Raw genomic sequence first — 20,120 nt, 5'->3', positions numbered from 1 at the left:
GGTGGACCGTCGCGTCACCCGCCGGCGCGATACGCGCCCACGGCTTATCGCGTCCGCCGCCGCCAAGAGTTAAGACATGCCCAACAAGATGTTGATCGATGCCACCCACCCGGAGGAGACCCGGGTCGTCGTGGTCCGCGGCAATCGTGTCGAAGAGTTTGATTTCGAGACCGCGCAACGCAAGCAACTGCGCGGGAATATCTACCTCGCCAAGGTCACAAGGGTCGAACCCTCGCTCCAGGCTGCTTTCGTCGAATATGGCGGCAATCGCCACGGCTTTCTCGCCTTCAGCGAAATCCATCCCGACTATTACCAGATCCCGGTCGCCGACCGGCAGGCGCTGATCGAGGCCGAGGAACAGGCCCATCGCGAGGCCGAGGAAGAAAGCGAGAACCGCTCGCACGGCCGTCGCCGCTCGCGGCACCGCAACGCCCGCCGCCGCGGTCATGGCGAGCGCGTGCGCAGCGACATCGTCGAAGGTCTCGAAGCCGGCGCCGATCCCGCCGCTCAGCCGGTCGAAGGCGCCGCGCTGCCCGAGCATGCCGAGGGCGAGCATCCGCACGCCGATACGGAGCATCATGGCGAGCACGAAGGCCACGATCCCGATCATGGTGACCATGATCATGACGAACATCGTCATGCCCGCGATGACGAGCACGATCACGCTCACGATGATGCCCACGGCCGCGAGGACGAACGCGATCATCACGATCATGATCACGCCGACGAGACGCCCGCGCCTGTCGCGGCGGTCGGCGCCGAGCCCGCGGTCGAAACCGCTGCCGAGCCGCAGCCGGCGTCAACCTTCGACGTTCCCGCTCCAGAAGCTCATGCCGCGGAAGCGCAGGCGGAGCCTCTGGCCGAAGCCGTGACATCGGCCGCCGAGCCGGCCGAGGCCATCTACACCGCCGGCGAAAGCACGGAAGCCCCGCATGCGGACGCCGGGGAAGCAGCCGAGGAGGACGACGAGGACGAGGACGGCGAGGATGCCGAAGAGGAAGTCGTCGAATCCGTCGGCGGCGACGACGTGCTCGAGGAAGTGCCGGAGCGCACCTTCCGCCCGCGCCGCCAGTACAAGATCCAGGAAGTCATCAAGCGCCGCCAGGTGATGCTGGTTCAGGTCGTCAAGGAAGAGCGCGGCAACAAGGGCGCGGCGCTGACGACCTACCTCTCGCTCGCCGGCCGCTACGCCGTCCTGATGCCGAACACCGCACGCGGCGGCGGCATTAGCCGCAAGATCACCAGCGCGCAGGACCGCTCGCGCCTGAAGGAAGTGGTGCAGGACCTCGACGTGCCCGAGGGCATGGGCATCATCCTGCGTACCGCGGGCGCCGCCCGGACCAAGCCCGAGATCAAGCGCGACTTCGAATATCTGATCCGGATGTGGGAGACGGTGCGCGACCTCACGCTGAAATCGCAGGCCCCGACCCTCGTCTACGAGGAAGGCTCGCTGATCAAGCGCTCGCTGCGCGACCTCTACAACAAGGAGATCGACGAGATCCTGGTCGCCGGCGAAGCCGGCCACCGCGAGGCCCGCGACTTCATGAAGATGCTGATGCCCGCCAATGTTGGCGCGGTGAAGCAATATCGCGACGGCCAGCCGCTGTTCTCGCGCATGGGCGTCGAGAGCCAGCTCGATGCGATGTTCTCGCCGACCGTGCAGCTGCGCTCCGGCGGCTACATCGTCATCAACCAGACCGAGGCGCTGGTCTCGATCGATGTCAACTCGGGACGATCGACGCGCGAGCACCATATCGAGGACACCGCGCTCAAGACCAACATGGAAGCGGCTGAAGAGGTCGCCCGCCAGCTCCGCCTACGCGACCTCGCCGGCCTGATCGTCATCGATTTCATCGACATGGACGAGAAGCGCAACAACCGCGCGGTCGAGCGCAAGCTGTCCGATTGCCTCAGGCAGGATCGCGCGCGCATCCAGGTCGGCCGCATCTCGCATTTCGGCCTGCTCGAGATGTCGCGCCAGCGCATCCGCGCCAGCGTGCTGGAATCCTCGACCGATCCGTGCCCGCATTGCGGCGGCACCGGCCACGTCCGCTCGGTGTCCTCGGTGGCGCTGCAGCTCCTGCGCGGCCTCGAAGAGATCCTGATGAAGGGCGCCACCCACAATCTCGTGGTCCGCACCCGCACCGACGTCGCGCTCTATGTGCTGAACCACAAGCGCGGCCATCTGCGCGATCTCGAGAACGGCTTCAAGGTCACGCTGTCGGTGATCGCCGATCCCGGCGTCAGCGGTCCGCAGGCCTATGTGATCGACCGCGGCGAGCAGGTGCATACGCTCGAAGCCGCCAAGGCGCTGCTCGTTGCGCAAGCCGCTGCGAGCCCGCCGCCACCGGCCGAAGAGGCCTATGACGACGAGGACGTCTTCGACCTGGAGACGGAATCCGAGGTCGAAACCGACGAGACCGAAGGCCTTGCCGACGAGCAGGCTGGCGGCGAGGCAGCCTCGGAGCAGGACGGCCAGCGCCGCAAGCGCCGGCGCCGCCGGCGCGGCCGCGGCGGCCAGCGCGAAGGAGAGTTGCGCGAGGATACGGCGCCGACCGTGCCTGAGCCCGCGATGATCGCCGGCGAAAGCGAGGAGGAGACCGAGTCCGAGCAGGACGGTGAGGAAGGCGAGGAACAGGCCGCCCGTGGCGAACAGCAGGGCAGCGGTGATCGCCGGCGTCGGCGTGGCCGCCGCGGCGGTCGCCGCCGTCGCGGTGGCGGCGAGGAAGGTCTTGCCGGCTCCATCAGCGACGAGCTCGGCACCAACCCGCCGCCGGAAGCTGCCGATGCAGTGGCCGATTTCGACGGCCTCGGCAGCCAGGCTTCGCCTTCGATCGCGCAGGCCGAGCCGACCGGCGAGCCGCAAGTTGCGGAGCCTGAGCCGCACGCCGAGATCCGAACCGAGGCGCCGGCCCAGCCGGAGCCCGCTCCCGCCGCGACGACCGCAACGCCGGACGAAGAGTCAGCCGGCGACAGGGCCGCGCGGCGCCGCTCCACCGTGCGCGAAAAGGTGAGCTTCCTGGCGAACAGCCAGGCGGAGCCCGCAACGCCGGCGGCGGAGGCGACCGAGCCGGTTGCTGCACCCGCGCCGGCACCTGAGCCCGCGCCGGAGGCGGCAAGCGAAACCCCGGCCGCCCCACGTCGTGCCGGCTGGTGGTCACGCCGTTTCGGCGGCGGCGAGTAAAGGGACAAATGGAATTGAAACCGCCCGGCCCAACCGGGCGGTTTTGATTTGATGAGGTCAGTTGCGATGCAAAGCGCGATCATTCTCGGCGGCGGCATGGTGGGCGTCGGCGCCGCGCTGCATCTGCAGCGGCGCGGCTGGTGGGTGACGCTGATCGATCGCAGGGAGCCGGGCCGCGAGACCAGCTACGGCAACGCGGGGATGATCCAGGCCGAAGCGGTACGCCCCTATCCGATGCCGCGCGACCTCGCTTCGCTTTTGAAGATCGCGACCGGCCGCACCAACGACGTGCGCTACAGCCTCTCCTCGCTGCATCTCCACATCGAGCCCCTGCTCCGCTATTGGTGGCATTCGGCGCCGAAGCGACATCGCGAGGCGATCGAGGCGTGGGCACAGCTGATCGCCTACGCAACGGCCGAGCACGACATCCTGATCCGCGAGGCGCATGCCGACAATCTCATCCGCCGCGCCGGCTACCGAGCGCTGTTTCGCGATGCCGCTTCGTTGGATCTCTCGGTCAAGGCTGCCGAGGAAGATCAGCGCGAATTCGGCGTGAACTACCGCGTGCTGTCGGGCAGCGAGCTTGCCAGGGCCGAGCCGATCCTGCGCGACGATCTCCCGGGAGCGATCCATTGGCTCGACACCTGGACCGTGTCCGATCCCGGCGCGCTGGTCACGGCCTATGCCGAGCTGTTCGTACGGCTCGGCGGCAGGATCGTGCTCGGTGATGCGCAGTCGCTGCGACAGACCGCGACCGGCTGGTCGGTGGACACCGACCAGGGCCGCATCGACGCTGCCCACGCCGTCGTGACGCTCGGGCCGTGGTCGCCTGATTTATTGTACAAGTTCGGCTATCGCATCCCGCTGGTGCGCAAGCGCGGCTACCACATGCATTACAGCGGCGGCGCTTCGCTCGACCTGCCGCTGGTCGACAAGGCCCGTGGCTACGCCATGGGGCCGATGGCCAAGGGCATCCGCATCACCACCGGCGCGGAATTGACGGGCGCGGACGCGCTCGCAACCCCGGTGCAGCTCGCCAGCGCCGAAGCCTCGGCGCGCGAGCTGATCGACCTCGGCAAACGGGTCGAGCCGGATCCGTGGTTCGGCACGAGGCCCTGCACGCCCGATATGCTCCCGGTGCTCGGCCCAGCCCCGCGCCACCCCGGCCTGTGGATGAATTTCGGCCACGGCCACCAGGGTTTTACGCTGGGACCTGCGACCGGGCGCCTGCTCGCGGAAATGATGAGCGGCGAAACGCCCGCGGTCGATCCCACGCCGTACCGGCCCGAGCGATTTTAGCGAGCGCGTCCTATCCGCGACGCTCGACAATCCGGCGCGCCGCCGGAATCAGGGTCGCGCCGAGCGCATTCTTGACCAGCGAGGCCGCGATGAACGGCACGATGCCGACCTGCCAGGCCTTGGTGGCGCCGAGACCAAGGCCGAATGCCAGCCAGCCGAATCCGGCCGCGAGAATGACGATGTGGCCAACAGCCATCGCCGCAAACAGCAGCACGACGCTGCGATCCCAGCCGCGCTCGGCGAGCCAACCGGTCGCGAACGCAGCCAGCACGAAACCGAACAGATAGCCCGCGGTCGGGCCGACCAGCGGCGCGATCCCACCCACGGGGCCGGCGAACACCGGAAGCCCGATCGCGCCCTCGGCGAGGTAAGCGATCATGGTCGCGCTGCCGAGGCGCCAGCCATAGGCGGCGCCGATCATCAGCACCACCAACGTCTGCAACGTCATGGGCACGTAAGGCAGCGGCAGATTCACCTTGGCCGACAGCGCCATCAACGCCGTGCCGAGCGCGACCAGCACGACGGCACGCAGCGCGCCGACGGCTTCGCCCGGTCGCGTCGGCCACATCAATGCGGCGAGAGAAGAATGTGGCGTAGCGGCGGACGGGACGGAACGGTCTGACAAGCTGAACTCCGGAAGGCTGAAGAAAACTGGCGCAGTTATTTAAGCCACTCAGCAATCCGGTCAACTGCCTCACGCATCTCCCCTGGCGAGCGCGCATAGGAGAAACGAATGAACGAGCGGCCATGAATGGGATCGAAATCAAGGCCGGGCGTTGCCGCCACGCGCGCCTGCTCCAGCATCTGCTTTGCGAATTCGAAACTGTCGGCGGTGAAGTCCGAGACGTCTGCATAGAGATAGAAGGCGCCGTCGGCCGGCAGGAATTTCGTCAGTCCCGCCTTGGGCAAACCATCGATCAGGACGCGCCGGTTTTCCTGGTAGCCGTGCTTGATCGCCTCCATCTCGGCCGTGCCGTCGAAGGCGGCCTCCGCCGCGATCTGCGACAGCGCGGGCACCGAGATCGAGAGGTTCTGCTGCAGCCGCTCGATCGGCCGCACCAGGATCTCGGGCACCACCATCCAGCCGATGCGCCAACCGGTCATGCAAAAATACTTCGAGAACGAATTGATCACGAGCGCGTGCTCGGACAGCGCAGCCGCTGTCACGGCCGGAAACGCGTAATCGAGCCCGTGATAGATCTCATCGGAGATGAAGCGGATGCCGGCGTCTTCTGCGGCCGCGATCAGGCCGGCGAGCGCTTCACGGGACATCATCGTGCCCGTCGGATTGGCGGGGCTGCCGACCAGAACACCCTTCAGCGGCGCCTTGCGATGCGCTGCGAGCAGGGCCTCGCCGGTGAGCGCGTGACGCGTTTCGTTCGTGGTCTCGATCAGCACCGGCTCGCAGCCGAGCGCGGTCAGAATATGTCGATATGGCGGATAGCCCGGCACCGTCACGGCGACGCGATCGCCAGGTTCGAATATCGACAGAAAGGCCAAGATGAAGCCGCCCGACGAGCCCGTCGTCACCACGATCCGCTCGGGGCTGACATCGCAGCCATAGGCGTCGCGATAATGGCGCGCGATGCGCGCGCGCAAGGAAGGGATGCCGAGCGCGGACGTATAGTCGATTCGTCCGGCCTCGAGCGCCGCATGGGCGGCCGCGATCGCGGTCCTGGGCGCGCCGGCCGCGGGCTGGCCGACCTCCATGTGGATCACATGACCGCCGGCGGCCTCGATTCGAGCCGCCGCGGCCATGACGTCCATCACCATGAACGGGGGAACATCGCTGCGGCGGGAGGGCTCGAGCCACTGCCCCAACCGGTTCCTCAATGTCGCGTCGTGCATCGATTTCTGCTATTGGTTGGCGAACCGGTCCGTCCGGTCCGTAAACGGGGCGCTTGTGCCCCAGACTGGCCGCATTGTACGGCTCATAAGGGCATTGCTCACAAGGGCATATCGCGTATCCGGTCCGCCGCCAATCGCCAAAACCAATCACTGAACTGCTTGACCAACACCACTTGACCGAGCCCCTTTTGACCAAGACCGCTTGATGTCGCTCCAGATCGCATTGCGCAAGAAGGCCTCCGCCCTCACCGCCCTCGTCACGGCCACGGCGATCGCGCTGACGCCGTTCTCGGCCGCGCGCGCGCAGGCCAAGGGGCCGCCGGTCCTGCGCGACACCGAGACCGAGCAGCTGCTGCGCGAATACACGCGTCCGATCCTGCGCGCTGCGGGTCTGGAGAAGCACAACATCCAGATGGTGATCATCAACGACGGCTCGTTCAACGCCTTCGTCGCGGATGGCCGCCGCATCTTCGTCAATTGGGGCGCGATCCTGCAATCGGAGACGCCGAACCAGATCATCGGCGTGCTCGCGCACGAGACCGGACACCTGGCGGGCGGCCATCTGTCCAAGCTGCGCGAGCAGCTCGCCGCCGCCCAGACCCAGATGATCATCGCGATGCTGCTCGGCGCCGGCGCGATTGCGGCCGGCAGCACGCAGCGCAGCAGCGTAGGCAACAACGGGCTCGCCAATGCTGGCGCGGCCGCCATCGCCGCTCCGCAGGAGGTGATCCGCCGCACGCTGCTGTCCTACCAGCGCCAGCAGGAGGAGAATGCCGACCGCGCCGGCGTGAAATTCCTGGCTGCGACCCAGCAATCGCCCAAGGGCATGTACGAGACGTTCAAGCGCTTCACCAGCGAGAGCCTGTTCGCCGCGCGCGGCGCCGATCCCTATCTGCAGTCGCATCCGATGCCGGCCGAGCGCGTCGCCGCACTACAGGAGTTCGCAAGCTCCAGCCCCTACTGGAACAAGAAGGACGATCCCGCGCTCCAGCTTCGGCATGACATGGTCCGCGCCAAAATCTCCGCCTTCATGGAGCGGCCGGAGACGGTGTACCGCCGCTATCCCCAGACCAACGACAGCCTGCCGGCGCGCTATGCCCGCGCCATCAGCACCTATCTGCACGGTGATCTGCGCAGCGCGCTCGCCCAGATCGACGCGCTGATCCAGGTGCAGCCGAACAACCCGTATTTCTACGAGGTGCGCGGCCAGGCGCTCCTGGAAAGCGGCAAGGCGGCCGAAGCGATCGCTCCCTTGCGTAAGGCCGTCGCCCTCTCGAACAACGCCCCCCTCATCGAGATGTTACTTGGGCAGGCTCTGGTCGGAACCGATAATAAGGCCTACACCGACGATGCCGTTCGGATTCTCCGCGCCGCGGTGGCCCGGGAGCCCGAGGCGGCGCTCGGTTATACCCAGCTCGCGATGGCCTATGGCCGGAAGGGAGATTATGCGGAGGCAGATCTCGCCTCGGCCCAGGCCGCATATTTGCGCGGCGACAACAAAACCGCCCGCGAGCTTGCCACGCGCGCGAAAACACGTTTCGCCGTCGGCACCCCCGGATGGGTCAAGGCCGACGACATCGTGGCGGCGAAGCCGCCGCGCAACTGACGCAAACTCGAACGAGGCCCGACCACGACGTCACGACACCGGGCTTGAATCCGCCGGGACGTTTCTCGAAACCTGCTTTGGATAAGAGGATTTGACTATGCCTTCGCTGCGCCTGTTCGCTCCTGCCTTGTTCGCGCTCGCCATGTTCGGCGCAGCCGTGCCCGCCTCGGCCGACAGTTTCTCCGACAGCCAGCGCACCGAGATCGAGAAGATCATCAAGAACTATCTCGTCAGCCATCCCGAGGTGCTCGAGGAGGCCATGGCCGAGCTCAGCAAGCGCCAGGCCGCGGCCGAAACGCAGAAGCACCAAGCCAGCATCGCGCAGAACGCCGAGGCGATCTTCAACTCGCCACGCCAGGTCGTGCTCGGCAACAGGGACGGCGACGTCACCTTCGTCGAGTTCTTCGACTACAATTGCGGCTATTGCAAGCGCGCGATGGACGACATGCTGACCATCATGAAGGGCGATCCGAAGCTGAAGGTGGTGCTGAAGGAATTTCCGGTGCTGAGCCAGGGCTCGGTGGAAGCGGCGCAGGTCGGGGTCGCCGTGCGCATGCAAGATCCCTCCGGCAAGAAATATCTCGACTTCCATCAGAAACTGCTCAGCGGCCGCGGCGCCGCCGACAAGGCCCGCGCGATGCAAGCCGCCAAGGAAGCCGGTCTCGACACGGCTCGCATCGAGAAGGACATCGCCAGCCCCGAGGTGCGCGCCACCCTCGAGGAGAATTTCAAGCTCGCCGAAGCGATGGGCATGAACGGTACGCCGAGCTACGTGATCGGCAAGCAGATCGTGATCGGCGCCGTCGGTGTTGAAAGCCTGAAGGAGAAGATCGGCATTGCCCGTTGCGGCAAGGCGACTTGCTGATCACAGTTTTACGATAGCGAGAACACAAAAAGGCCGGCAGACATGCCGGCCTTTTTTCTTGCGCTGAACGTTGGCGCCTTCGTGCAAAGTCATTCATCTGGCGTTCAACAAACAAAAGCCGCGGAACAGTCGAAGTTCCGGAACAACTCAAATCCCCTTTCGTTGTCGGCGCGGGCAATGACGCGAATGAACACGTGAGGAGAATTTCGATGTTGAACCGCTTTATGATTTCGGTTGCCGCAGTCGCGCTCGTCGCGGGCACTGGCCTCGCGAACGCGCAGGGCAATATGGGCCGCGACAGCGGCGGCGGCGCCGGTGGCGCGCAGATGCAGCATTCGCAGCCTTCCGGCGGCGCGGCTGAGCGCGGTGGCTCGATGAGCCAGGACAAGGGGACCGTTGGCCAGGCCGGCGGCTCCGGGACGATGAAGTCCGAAGACAAGTCCGGCGCGATGAAGGACGAGCGCTCCTCGGGCGGCGCGATGAACAAGAACGCGGCCGAGGACAAGTCTGGTACCACCAAGGGCCAGCGCACCGATGATCGCGCGCAGGGCCAGATGGACAAGTCCCAGCAGGACAAGTCCAAGAGCATGAGCCAGGACACCAGCAAGTCCGGTGCTAAGGACCAGAAGGACATGAAGGCTGAGGGCAGCAAGAGCGGCACCTCGACCACCGAGACCCGACAGGGCACCGGCACGAGCACCAACCAGAATGCTCAGGGCCAGACCGGCACCAGCACGAACCAGAACGCGCAGGGCCAGACTGGCACCAGTTCGACCCAGAACGTTCAGGGCCAGAGCTCGACCACGGTCGGCCAGGCCGGCGCCGCTGCCAAGCTTTCGACTGAGCAGCGCACGCAGATCACGTCCGTGATCCGCGAGCAGCGCGTCGCCCCGGTGACCAACGTGAACTTCTCGATCTCGGTCGGCACCCGCATTCCGCGGGAGGGCATCACCCTTCACGCCCTGCCGTCGCGGGTCGTGTCGATCTATCCGGAATGGCGGAGCTACAAGTACGTCCTGGTCCGGGAAGAGATCGTCATCATCGATCCGGACACCTACGAGATCGTGGCCGTCCTGAACGTCTAAGGCGGACACGGGCAATCTCAGGGGCGGGCAGCGATGCCCGCCCCTTTGCATGCGCCGGGCAGCCATGCTTCGGACTGGTTAACAAGCAATTTCCGTGGTTTCCGCACAGGTTTTTGCGCACTGGATGAGGCGGTTGAACCCGCCGCTGAGGCCCTTCAAGGCTTCCCCTCACGCGCTTTGTTACCTATAACCCCCGCCACGCCGAAACACCTCTTCCGGGATTGGAATGGCCGAACCTGCAACCGACACGATCCTCGTCCTGAACGGGCCGAACCTCAACATGCTGGGGACCCGCGAGCCCGACAAGTATGGCCATGCGACGCTGGCCGACGTCGAGTCGCTGTGCCGGGACACGGCCGCGACGTTCGGCCTGAAGGCGGACTGCCGGCAATCCAACCGCGAAGGCGAGTTGATCGATTTCATCCACGAGGCGCATGCGCGCAAGATGAAGGGCATCATCATCAATGCCGGCGGCTATTCCCACACCTCGATCGCCCTGCACGATGCGCTGCTCGCGGTGCAGATTCCGACCGTCGAGGTGCACGTGACCAACATCCACGCCCGTGAGAGTTTTCGTCACCATTCCTACACCGCGCGCGCGGCTTTCGCCTCGCTCTGCGGTTTCGGCATCGAGGGCTACCGCCTCGCCATCCAGGGCCTTGCCGCCAAGCTCGGCATCAAGCCCAACGCCTGACGCTCCCTTCCAACAGAACATTCGGATCAAACAACATGGCGCGCCAGCCAGACGACAAAGCAGCCGCAAAGTTTTCCAGCGAGGATTCCGCGCTCGTCCGCGAGCTGGCACTTCTGCTCGATGAGACCAGCCTCACCGAGATCGAGATCGAGCGAGCGGGTCTGCGACTGCGCGTTGCCCGCAACATCAGCGTTGCCGCGACCATGCCGATGCAGGTGACGGCTCCTCCGGCCGCCCTGCCGGTGGCAGCAAGCCCCGCGGCCCCTGCCGCGGCCGATCTGTCGAAGCATCCCGGCGCCGTGACCTCGCCGATGGTCGGCACCGCCTATTGGGCGCCGGAGCCGGGCGCAAAGCCGTTCATCGACGTCGGCACCAAGGTCTCAGTCGGCCAGACCCTGCTGATCATCGAAGCCATGAAGACGATGAACCAGATCCCCTCGCCGCGCGCCGGCACGGTGACGCAGATCCTGGTCGAGGACGGCCAGCCGGTCGAGTACGGCGAGCCGCTGGTGATCATTGAGTGACGCGAATGGGGAATAGCGAATAGCGAATGGCGTCAGCCTTCCCTACTCGCCATTCGCCACTCGCCATTCGCTGCAGGACAACATGTTCGACAAGATCCTCATAGCCAACCGCGGCGAGATCGCCCTTCGCATCCTCAGGGCCTGCAAGGAGCTCGGGATCGCCACCGTCGCCGTGCACTCCACCGCCGACGCCGATGCCATGCATGTGCGGCTGTCGGACGAGAGCGTCTGCATCGGGCCGCCGGCGTCCAAGGACAGCTATCTCAACGTGCCCGCCCTGCTCGCGGCCTGCGAGATCACGGGCGCCGACGCGGTGCATCCCGGTTACGGCTTCCTCTCCGAGAACGCGCGCTTTGCGGAAATCCTCGCCGAGCACAATCTGCACTTCATCGGTCCGAAGGCCGAGCACATCCGCCTGATGGGCGACAAGATCGAGGCCAAGAAGACCGCCAAGCGCCTCGGCATCCCCGTGGTGCCCGGCTCGGACGGCGCCGTCGGTCCCGACGACGATGCGATGGCGATCGCGAGGAAAATCGGCTTCCCCGTGCTGGTGAAGGCGGCGGCGGGCGGCGGCGGCCGCGGCATGAAAGTCGCGCACAGCGAGGCCGACCTCCAGGTCGCCTTATCGACGGCGGCCAACGAGGCCAAATCCGCCTTTGGCGATGCTTCCGTCTATCTGGAAAAATACCTGCAGAAGCCGCGCCACATCGAGATCCAAATCCTCGGCGACGGCCGCGGCGGCGCGATCCATCTCGGCGAGCGCGACTGCTCGCTGCAGCGCCGCCACCAGAAGGTCTGGGAGGAAGGCCCCTCGCCCGTGCTTGCTGCCGCCGCGCGCGCCAAGATCGGCGAGACCTGCGCGAAAGCGATGCGCGAGATGAAATATCTCGGTGTCGGCACCATCGAATTCCTGTTCGAGGACGGCGAGTTCTACTTCATCGAGATGAACACCCGCATCCAGGTGGAGCATCCCGTCACCGAGAGCATCACCGACATCGACCTCGTGCTGGAGCAGATCCGCATCGCCGCCGGCGGCGACCTGCCGGCCAGGCAGGACGAGGTCCAGGTCATCGGCCATGCGATCGAGTGCCGCATCAACGCTGAGAATCCGCAGACCTTCCGCCCCTCGCCCGGCCGGATCCTGCAATATCATCCACCCGGCGGCCTCGGGGTGCGGATCGATTCCGCCGTCTACCAGGGCTACACGATCCCGCCCTATTACGACTCCCTCGTTGGCAAGCTGATCGTGCACGGCAAGACCCGCGCCGAATGCCTGATGCGGCTGCGCCGCGCCTTGGACGAGATGGTGGTCGAGGGCATCGAGACCACGCTGCCGCTGTTCCGCGCGCTGGTGCGCGAAGCCGACATCATCAACGGCGACTACCACATCCACTGGCTGGAGCAGTACCTGGCCGGCAAGGTGGAACCAGCGCCGCGATAATCACGTCCTCTCATGGAACCCCTTGCCTCCAATCGCGTTCTGGATGGTTGGGGCCAGTTCCAAGGGGGCGTTTTGAACTCCATTGCCTGCAGACAGGTGAACCGTCGTGACGGCTGAAGGCCAGCGACGGCGCGCATTCTGGCAGATCCTGCTGTTCGCGGCGGGCCTTTTGGTGCTGACCGTGATCAGCGCCGGTTCCGTCTACCTCGTCAACAAGGCGCGGGAGGACAGCAAGTGGGTGGTTCACACCATCGAGGCTGAAAACCAGATCAACGCCCTCCTCTTGGAAATCCGGCGTGCGGAAAGCACCGCCCGCGGCTACCTGCTGACCCAAAGATCGGATTTCAAGGCAGACCACGACAAGGCCATCGCTGCAATCGTGCCAGCGCTCGACAGGCTTACACGCCTGATCGGCGACAATCCGCAACAGCGCAAGAGCATCGAAAAGCTGAGTTCGGTGATCGAGACGCGGCTCGGCCAATTCGCGCAGGAGATGGATTTCATCCGTCAGGGTCAGCCGGAGAAGGCCGCAGGGTTGGTGCGCGAGCTAGCCTCCGCCGATACCACGGCGGCGATTGCCGAAGTCGCGACGGGAATGCTTCAGGAGGAGGAACGGTTATTCCGCCTCCGCACGGCCAACTCCGACCGCAGCCAGACCCTGGCCGCTTCGATGACCGGTATCGGATCCGGCCTGGTTGTGGTGCTGGCGCTGATCTCGATCTGGCTGGTGCGGCGTTCGACACGCGAACGCGATGCGGCCGAAGCGCGCCTGCGCGATGCCAACCTCAATCTCGAGGCCGTCGTCGACGAGCGCACGGCGGATCTGCGCGAAGCCAACGACGAGATCCAGCGCTTTGCCTATATCGTCAGCCACGATCTGCGCTCGCCGCTCGTCAACATCATGGGCTTCACGAGCGAGCTCGAAGAGCTCGGCGGCGACATCTTCCGCCGCATCGGCAGCCTCGCGCACGCCCCCGCGGATGGAGCGCCGCTCGCGCCCGCCGCTCCGGGCGAGATCGCGCTCGAGGGCGCCGACAAGCAGCTCCATGAGGATTTCTCCGAAGCGCTCGGCTTCATCAAATCGTCGATCGCCAAGATGGACCGGCTGATCTCGGCCATCCTCAACCTCACCCGCGAGGGCCGGCGCGAATTCCAGCCGGTGAAGGTCGACACGCGCGAGCTGATCGAGGCCATCGTGACGACGCTGGCGCACCAGGCCGCCGAGGCGCAGGCCGAGATTCACGTCGAGCCCCTGCCGGACCTCGTGAGCGACCGTCTCGCCCTCGAGCAAATTTTCTCCAACCTGATCGACAATGCCATCAAATATCTCAAGCCCGGCGTGCCCGGCGAGATCAGAATCCGCGGGCGGACCAAGCTCGGCTACGCTATCTTCGAGGTCAGCGACAACGGCCGCGGCATCGATCCCAAGGACCACCAGCGGATATTCGACCTGTTCCGCCGCGCGGGAACCCAGGACAAGCCCGGCCAGGGCATTGGTCTTGCCCATGTGCGTGCACTTGTGCGTCGCCTCGGCGGCACCATGTCGGTATCATCGGAACTCAACACGGGCAGCACCTTCACGATCACGCTGCCGATCGCCTGGAACGTGAGCAACCGGAACAGAGATCGATGACCCAGCCTGTCACCATCATCATGGTCGAGGACGACGAGGGCCATGCCCGTCTGATCGAGCGCAATATCCGCCGCTCGGGCGTCAACAACGAGATCGTCTCCTTCACCACCGGGACCGACGCCATGCGGCACCTGTTCGGCGCCGACGGCTCCGGGCTGGTGCAGAAGGGCAACGCGCTCCTGATCCTGCTCGACCTCAACCTCCCCGACATGACCGGGATCGACATCCTGAAGCAGATCAAGGAGAACAAGTACCTGAAGGCCTCGCCCGTGGTGGTGCTGACCACCACCGACGATTCCCAGGAGATCAAGCGCTGCTACGAGCTCGGCTGCAACGTCTACATCACCAAGCCCGTCAACTACGAGAATTTCGCCAACGCCATCCGGCAGCTCGGTCTGTTCTTCTCGGTCATCCAGGTCCCGCCCGCCGCCACATGAACCAGCGCACGCCGACACTGCTCTACATCGACGACGACGGGGCGCTGGCGCGCCTGGTCGATCGCGGCCTGACGCGGCGCGGCTTCCGGGTCGTCCATGCCGCGAGCGGCGAGGAAGGTCTCGAGCACATCCGCCGCGCCGCCGCCCAGAACAGCACCGTAGGCGGCATCGACGTCGTCGCGCTCGACCAGTACATGCCAGGCCTCGACGGGCTCGAGACGCTCGAGCAGATCATGGCGATCCCGGACGCGCCGCCCGTCGTGTTCGTGACCGCCTCGCAGGATTCCAGCATCGCGGTGACGGCGCTCAAGGCGGGAGCGGCCGACTATCTGGTCAAGGACGTCCAGGGCGACTTCATCCCGCTCCTCCACGTCGCGGCCGAAGGCGCGCTGCGCCAGGCCGAGCTGCAACGGGCGCGCGAGGAAGCCGAGGCCGAGATCCACGCCTCGCGCGACCGCTACGCGGCGCTCGCCGCCGAACGCGAGCTCCTGCTGCGCGAGGTCAACCACCGCGTCGGCAACTCGCTCCAGATCATCGCCTCGCTGCTGCATCTGCAGGCAAGCTCCGCCGCGCAGGACGAGGTCAAGGCGGCGCTGACCAACGCGATGGGCCGCGTCGCCGCGGTGGCGCAGGTGCACCGCCGCCTCTACACCTCGCAGGACCTCAAGAGCGTGGTCCTCAATCAATATCTGGACTCGCTGCTCGAGGATCTCAGGCGGTCGGCCGAAGGCAACCGCATGTCGCGCCTGACGCTGAAGGCCGAGCCGATCGAGATCGATCCGGACCGTGCGGTCGCCGTCGGCATCATCGTCAACGAGCTGGTGATGAATGCGGTGAAATACGCCTACCCCGACGGCGCCGGCCCGATCCATGTCGAGCTGATCTCGCAAGGCGATGACCTCCTGCTCTCGATCACCGACGACGGCGTCGGCGACAACGCCAAGGCCGATCCGCGCTCCACCGGCATGGGCCAGCGCATCGTCGCGGCCATGGCCACCAAGCTCGACGCCGCGGTCGAGCGCGATCCCGCGCATTCCGGAACCCGGGTCGTGCTGAAGTTCGGCCGCATGCCCGCAAGCGTCGGCAAGACCAGCACCGCTGCCGCCAGCTGAGCGGTCCGGCCGCACCCATCGCAACTGCATTGCGATCCTGCTATGATGGCAAGCCATGACTTCGCGCGACTCCGCCCCGTCTGAAATCACGCCGGCCGTGCTGCTGCGCGCTTATGCCTGCGGCATCTTTCCGATGGCGGAAAGCGCCGACGATCCGACCCTGTTCTGGGTCGAGCCGGAGCTGCGCGGCGTCATCCCGCTCGACGGCTTCCGCGTCGCCTCGCGCCTCGCGCGCACCGTGCGCTCGGATCAGTTTCGCGTCACCGTCAACACCGCGTTCAAGGCGACCATCGCCGGCTGCGCGGCGCCGCAAGTGGGCCGCGAGGATACCTGGATCAACAAGCGCATCCGCGACCTCTATGGCGGGCTGTTCGAGCTCGGCCATTGCCACAGCGTCGAAGCCTGGCAGGGCGACGAGCTGGTCGGCGGTCTCTACGGCGTCAGCCTGGGGCGGGCCTTCTTCGGCGAGAGCATGTTCCACAATGTGCGCGATGCCTCGAAGGTCGCGCTGGTGCATCTGGTCGCGCGGCTCATTCACGGCGGCTTCGAGCTGCTCGACACCCAATATGTCACCGAGCACCTGAAGAGCTTCGGCGCCGTCGAGATCTCGCGGCGACGCTATACCGCGCTGCTCGACAAGGCGCTGGCGGGCGAGCCCGGCGATTTCCTGAAGCTCTCCGCCGGCGAAGCGATCCCGGGCGCACGAGCCCTCGAGATCATCGCTTCGCGGCAATAACAAACAGCTCGGTTAGCGGCCAAACCCGGGAATGCCGAACAGGCCTGGGCGCTGCTCCGGTGGTGGCGGCGGTGGCGGCGCCGGTTGCTGCTGCTGGATCGGCGGCAGCGGCTGCGGCGGGCGCTGCTGCACCTGCTTGGGCGCGGCCTTCTTCTGCGCCGGCGGCGGTGGCGGCGGCTTGGCCGCGGCCGGATCCGGTGCCGCCGTCGCCACAGTCTGCTGCGGCTCTTTGCAGTCGGTCAGCCAGATGTCGTAGATCGGATGCTCGACGCCGTGCAGGCCGGGGCTCGCCGCGTACATCCAGCCCGAGAAGATCCGCTTCACCTCGCCCTGCAAGGTGATCTCGTCGACCTCGACGAAGGCGTCGGTGTTGGCCGCTTCAGTCGCCGGACGCGTGTAGCAGGCGTTGGTCTTGACGCGGAGCGCACCGAACTGGACGGTCTCGCCGATCTCCTCGTCGAAATTGATGATGCGCCCGGTGATCTTGTCGAGGCCGGAGAACGTCGCCTTCTTGTTCACGATCTTCTGGGCCGGCGGCTCCGTCACGACCTCGTCGCCCGGCTGGAGGCTGGCCGGCGTCTGCGGCACGCCGCCCTTCTGCTGGGGCTGCCGCTGACCGGGCGCTCCGGGAGCGCCTTGCGGACCCGGCGGAGTGATCGCGGCCGAGGGCGGCTGGTTCGGCGGCGCGAGGGTCGAGCCCGGCGGCGGTGCTAGGGGCTGGGTCTCGACCGGCCCGGGCATCACGTTGCCCTGCCGGCCCGGAGGCGGCGGCATCGGGCGCGACGGCAGCACCCGGCCCTGCGGCGGCAGCTCCGGCACCTCTTCGTCGTCCTCGGGCATCTGCTGCGGCTGGGGCTGGCCGCGCGGAATGCTGCCGGGCGGCCGCAGCGGCGGCGGATCGGAGAAGATCGTGCCGATCTGCGCACTTGCCGGCGTCGCAGCCGTCAGTGCGGTGGCGGCCAAAAGCGCCGCAAGACCGGTCAGGGAAAAGGTTTTGAACATTTCGCGCGGCTTCAACAGCGAATCGGGCTCGTTGGACATTCTACAGGGGATACCGCCGCTCGCAGGCCTTCCGGTTAACACGCCGAATACGGCGGGGGAAGGGCGGCATCCCTGCCCTTCCCGGCCCGGTCTGGCCAGGCCGGCTCCCGGATGGGATAGTCCTGAGCCCCTCGCCGGGGCACCCCCATGGCCGAAGGCGAGCATGCCCTCCAAAGCGCTACACAGCCGATAATACCGACAGAAATGCCCTCCCTCGTCCGAGCCGTCCTCGCCCTTCCCCTGCGTGCCCTCGGCTGGCTTGGTGGCCAGGGCACGCGCGCGGTGGCGGCGATTGCCTTCATCGCGGTCGCGGTGCCGCCGCTCGGCGCGCTGCTGCGCCCCTACGTCACCGAGGCGATCTTCCTTCTGCTCTGCATCTCCTTCATGCGCGTCGATCTCGGCGCGCTGTACGGACATCTGCGCCGGCCGGCGCTGGTCGCGGCCGCCACCGCCTGGACCACGATCGGCGTGCCGCTAATCTTCGCCCTCGCTGCCCACGCGACGGGGCTCTCCACGAGCTCTCCAGGCCTTGCTCTCGCGCTGATGCTCCAGGGCATGGCCTCGCCGATGATGGCGGCGCCAGCGCTTGCCGCGCTGATGGGCCTCGATGCCGCGCTGGTGCTGGTCACGCTGGTGACCTCGACCGCGCTCGTGCCATTCACCGCCTCGCTGTACGCGAGCCTGTTTCTCGGCGGCATGCTCAGCATCTCTCCGATGACGCTCGGCTTGAAGCTGCTCGGCATCCTCGCCGCATCACTGGTGACCGCCACGATCATCCGCCGTCTGGTGGGCAGTGATGCAATCCAGCGCCACAAGCGGCCGATCGACGGCCTCAACATCATCATACTCTTGGTGTTCGCCTCCGCAGTGATGGGCGACGTCGCAACCGAGTTTCTCGCCGATCCGCTGTTCACGATCGCCGTTGCGCTGCTCGCTTTTGCGGTCTACTTCACCCTCCTCGCCGCAACCACGCTGATCTTCCGACGTGCCGGCACCGAGCGCGCGTTCGCGCTCGGCCTGATGGTGTCACAGCGCAATCTGGGCCTGATGCTGGCGGCCACCGCCGGCGCGCTGCCGGCGACGACCTGGCTCTATTTCGCGCTGACGCAGTTTCCGATTCACTTTGCGCCGTACATGCTGATGCCGATCGCAAGGCGCCTGACGGCACGCACGAATGGGTCCAGCGAGGCAAAAAAGGCCGAAGTTCACTCGTTTGTGTCACAGGAGCGCCGTGAAGGAACAACAATCTAAGGTGGCCGTTCAAGGTCTGTTACCCAAAGGAGGTCGCGATGAGGTTTGCCGTGATTTTGGTTCTCGGCTCGCTCGCGCTGGGCTCGGCCGCGAGAGCCGATCGACTCGGCCCCGACTGGATGCCGATGCAACAAGTGATAGCCAAGATCCTGGAGGCGGGCTATTCCGAGGTCACCAAGCTTGAAGCCGACGATGGCCGGTGGGAGGGCGAAGGCATCAAGAACGGCCAGAAGATGGAATTCCGTGCCGATCCCAAAACCGGCGCCATCGTGAGCGAGAAGCCGGACAAGTGAGCATCGCCGAAGTCCGCTTCTGAGCAACGCCCGACTTCGCCGTTCCGCAGGGCTCGCCAAGGTCAAGAGAAACGTCCTACCCCGCCCGCGCCGCGCGCCGCAGCGCCTGCGGCGGCTGGCCATAGGCGCGGATGAAGGCACGCCGCATGCGCTCGGGGTCGCGGAAGCCGGTCACCTCCGCCACGCGCTCGATCGCCTCGCGCGAGGACTGCACGCGCTCGCGCGCGACTTCGAGCCTGAGCCGCTCGATCGCCTTGGACGGTGTCGTGCCGGTCTCGGCGGCAAAGGCGCGGGCAAAATGCCGCGCGCTCATGCCGGCGCGATCGGCGAGATCCTCCACCGTCAGCGGCGCGTCGAGATTTTCGCGTGCCCAGGACAAGAGCGTGCCGAAGCGTCCGTTTGGCGCCTTCAATTCCAGCAGCGACGAGAACTGCGACTGGCCGCCGCTGCGGCGATGGTACAGAACGAGCTGCCGCGCAGTTGCCTGCGCGATCTCCTCGCCGTGGTCCTCGGTGACCATAGCCAGCGCGAGGTCGATCCCTGCGGTGATACCTGCGGAGGTCCACACATTGCCGTCGCGGGTGAAAATCTGGTCCGGCTCGAACTTCACCTTGGGAAACCGCGCGATGAAATCGCGCGTCCGTCCCCAATGCGTGGTGGCGCGGCGGCCGTCGAGAAGCCCCGCCTCGGCGAGCACGAAGGCGCCCGAGCAGACGCTCGCGACCCGCACGCCGCGCCTTGCAAGCCGCTGCACGAAGGCCCGCGTGATCTGACAGCGCCCAGCTTCCGCGACGCCCATGCCGCCGGCGACGACGAGCGTCGTGATCGCGTTCGCGGTCTTGAAGTCGCGCGCCATCATCTCAACGCCGGACGAGCTGCGCACCAGCCCCGGCTTGGCGGCCAGCACGCGGATGGCTGGCGCCTTGCCGAGGCAGCGCGCTGCGATCTCGAACGCCGAGATCGGACCTGCCGCATCGAGCAGCTGGAAGTCCGGGAAGATCAGGATGCCGATCATGGGCCAAGCCGTAACGTATGTCCGAAAGCGAGGGAATTATGCCATTTCGGACAGAA

18 protein-coding genes are annotated in these 20,120 nt (G+C 66.4%); 14 read left to right on the top strand and 4 right to left on the bottom strand.

Going from position 1 to position 20,120, the window contains the following annotated elements:
- The first annotated feature begins 76 nt into the window (after positions 1-76).
- Positions 77-3,184, top strand: coding sequence for an Rne/Rng family ribonuclease (locus tag N2605_RS15620; RefSeq protein WP_036000036.1), 3,108 nt, complete (start codon positions 77-79; stop codon positions 3,182-3,184).
- A 66-nt stretch (positions 3,185-3,250) separates the two neighbouring features.
- Positions 3,251-4,483: an NAD(P)/FAD-dependent oxidoreductase gene (locus N2605_RS15615; RefSeq protein ID WP_260347207.1), complete on the top strand. Its 1,233-nt coding sequence runs from the start codon at positions 3,251-3,253 to the stop codon at positions 4,481-4,483.
- A 10-nt stretch (positions 4,484-4,493) separates the two neighbouring features.
- Here the strand turns inward: N2605_RS15615 and N2605_RS15610 are convergent, their stop codons facing one another.
- Positions 4,494-5,051, bottom strand: a complete 558-nt coding sequence (locus N2605_RS15610) for a biotin transporter BioY (RefSeq protein ID WP_036022889.1) — start codon at positions 5,049-5,051, stop codon at positions 4,494-4,496.
- A gap of 92 nt (positions 5,052-5,143) precedes the next feature.
- Positions 5,144-6,331, bottom strand: coding sequence for a pyridoxal phosphate-dependent aminotransferase (locus N2605_RS15605; RefSeq protein WP_260347206.1), 1,188 nt, complete (start codon positions 6,329-6,331; stop codon positions 5,144-5,146).
- 205 nt (positions 6,332-6,536) lie between these two features.
- Between N2605_RS15605 and N2605_RS15600 the strand changes: the two genes are divergently transcribed.
- From N2605_RS15600 to aat, 10 genes are all read left to right on the top strand, one after another.
- On the top strand, positions 6,537-7,937 hold the full coding sequence (locus tag N2605_RS15600; protein ID WP_260347205.1) for a M48 family metalloprotease: 1,401 nt from the start codon (positions 6,537-6,539) through the stop codon (positions 7,935-7,937).
- A 97-nt stretch (positions 7,938-8,034) separates the two neighbouring features.
- Positions 8,035-8,802: a DsbA family protein gene (locus tag N2605_RS15595; RefSeq protein ID WP_036000050.1), complete on the top strand. Its 768-nt coding sequence runs from the start codon at positions 8,035-8,037 to the stop codon at positions 8,800-8,802.
- A gap of 209 nt (positions 8,803-9,011) precedes the next feature.
- Complete coding sequence (locus N2605_RS15590; RefSeq protein WP_260347204.1) at positions 9,012-9,887, top strand: DUF1236 domain-containing protein; 876 nt, start codon at positions 9,012-9,014, stop codon at positions 9,885-9,887.
- Positions 9,888-10,113: 226 nt separating this feature from the next.
- On the top strand, positions 10,114-10,581 hold the full coding sequence (gene aroQ / locus N2605_RS15585; protein WP_225171224.1) for a type II 3-dehydroquinate dehydratase: 468 nt from the start codon (positions 10,114-10,116) through the stop codon (positions 10,579-10,581).
- Between the two features lie 35 nt (positions 10,582-10,616).
- A complete protein-coding gene (accB, locus tag N2605_RS15580) occupies positions 10,617-11,105 on the top strand; it encodes an acetyl-CoA carboxylase biotin carboxyl carrier protein (protein WP_036022883.1) in 489 nt (162 codons plus the stop codon).
- 82 nt (positions 11,106-11,187) lie between these two features.
- Entirely contained in the window at positions 11,188-12,546 is a 1,359-nt protein-coding gene (accC, locus tag N2605_RS15575; protein ID WP_036022882.1) for an acetyl-CoA carboxylase biotin carboxylase subunit, read from the top strand.
- Positions 12,547-12,652: 106 nt separating this feature from the next.
- On the top strand, positions 12,653-14,179 hold the full coding sequence (locus N2605_RS15570) for a sensor histidine kinase (protein ID WP_036022881.1): 1,527 nt from the start codon (positions 12,653-12,655) through the stop codon (positions 14,177-14,179).
- Positions 14,176-14,616, top strand: coding sequence for a response regulator (locus N2605_RS15565; RefSeq protein WP_036000093.1), 441 nt, complete (start codon positions 14,176-14,178; stop codon positions 14,614-14,616). The genes N2605_RS15570 and N2605_RS15565 overlap by 4 nt, the downstream gene beginning before the upstream one ends.
- Entirely contained in the window at positions 14,613-15,728 is a 1,116-nt protein-coding gene (locus N2605_RS15560) for a sensor histidine kinase (protein ID WP_225125574.1), read from the top strand. The genes N2605_RS15565 and N2605_RS15560 overlap by 4 nt, the downstream gene beginning before the upstream one ends.
- A gap of 55 nt (positions 15,729-15,783) precedes the next feature.
- Positions 15,784-16,464, top strand: a complete 681-nt coding sequence (gene aat, locus N2605_RS15555) for a leucyl/phenylalanyl-tRNA--protein transferase (protein ID WP_036022879.1) — start codon at positions 15,784-15,786, stop codon at positions 16,462-16,464.
- Positions 16,465-16,476: 12 nt separating this feature from the next.
- Here the strand turns inward: aat and N2605_RS15550 are convergent, their stop codons facing one another.
- On the bottom strand, positions 16,477-17,505 hold the full coding sequence (locus tag N2605_RS15550) for a DUF2155 domain-containing protein (RefSeq protein WP_192893224.1): 1,029 nt from the start codon (positions 17,503-17,505) through the stop codon (positions 16,477-16,479).
- A 204-nt stretch (positions 17,506-17,709) separates the two neighbouring features.
- Here N2605_RS15550 and N2605_RS15545 point away from each other — a divergent pair, with 204 nt between their 5' ends.
- Entirely contained in the window at positions 17,710-18,756 is a 1,047-nt protein-coding gene (locus N2605_RS15545) for a Na+-dependent transporter (RefSeq protein ID WP_225141774.1), read from the top strand.
- 38 nt (positions 18,757-18,794) lie between these two features.
- On the top strand, positions 18,795-19,049 hold the full coding sequence (locus tag N2605_RS15540; protein ID WP_260347203.1) for a PepSY domain-containing protein: 255 nt from the start codon (positions 18,795-18,797) through the stop codon (positions 19,047-19,049).
- A 76-nt stretch (positions 19,050-19,125) separates the two neighbouring features.
- On the opposite strand, the gene N2605_RS15535 is transcribed toward N2605_RS15540, so the two are convergent.
- The gene (locus N2605_RS15535) at positions 19,126-20,064 is read right to left on the bottom strand and encodes a GlxA family transcriptional regulator (protein WP_074447899.1); all 939 of its coding nucleotides are present in this window, start codon (positions 20,062-20,064) and stop codon (positions 19,126-19,128) included.
- Between the last annotated feature and the right edge of the window lie 56 nt (positions 20,065-20,120).

This window comes from Bradyrhizobium yuanmingense, assembly GCF_025200905.1.
Classification (GTDB): domain Bacteria; phylum Pseudomonadota; class Alphaproteobacteria; order Rhizobiales; family Xanthobacteraceae; genus Bradyrhizobium; species Bradyrhizobium yuanmingense.
The sequence above is the reverse complement of the archived record's forward strand: the minus strand, read 5'-3'. Positions and strand labels throughout refer to the sequence as shown.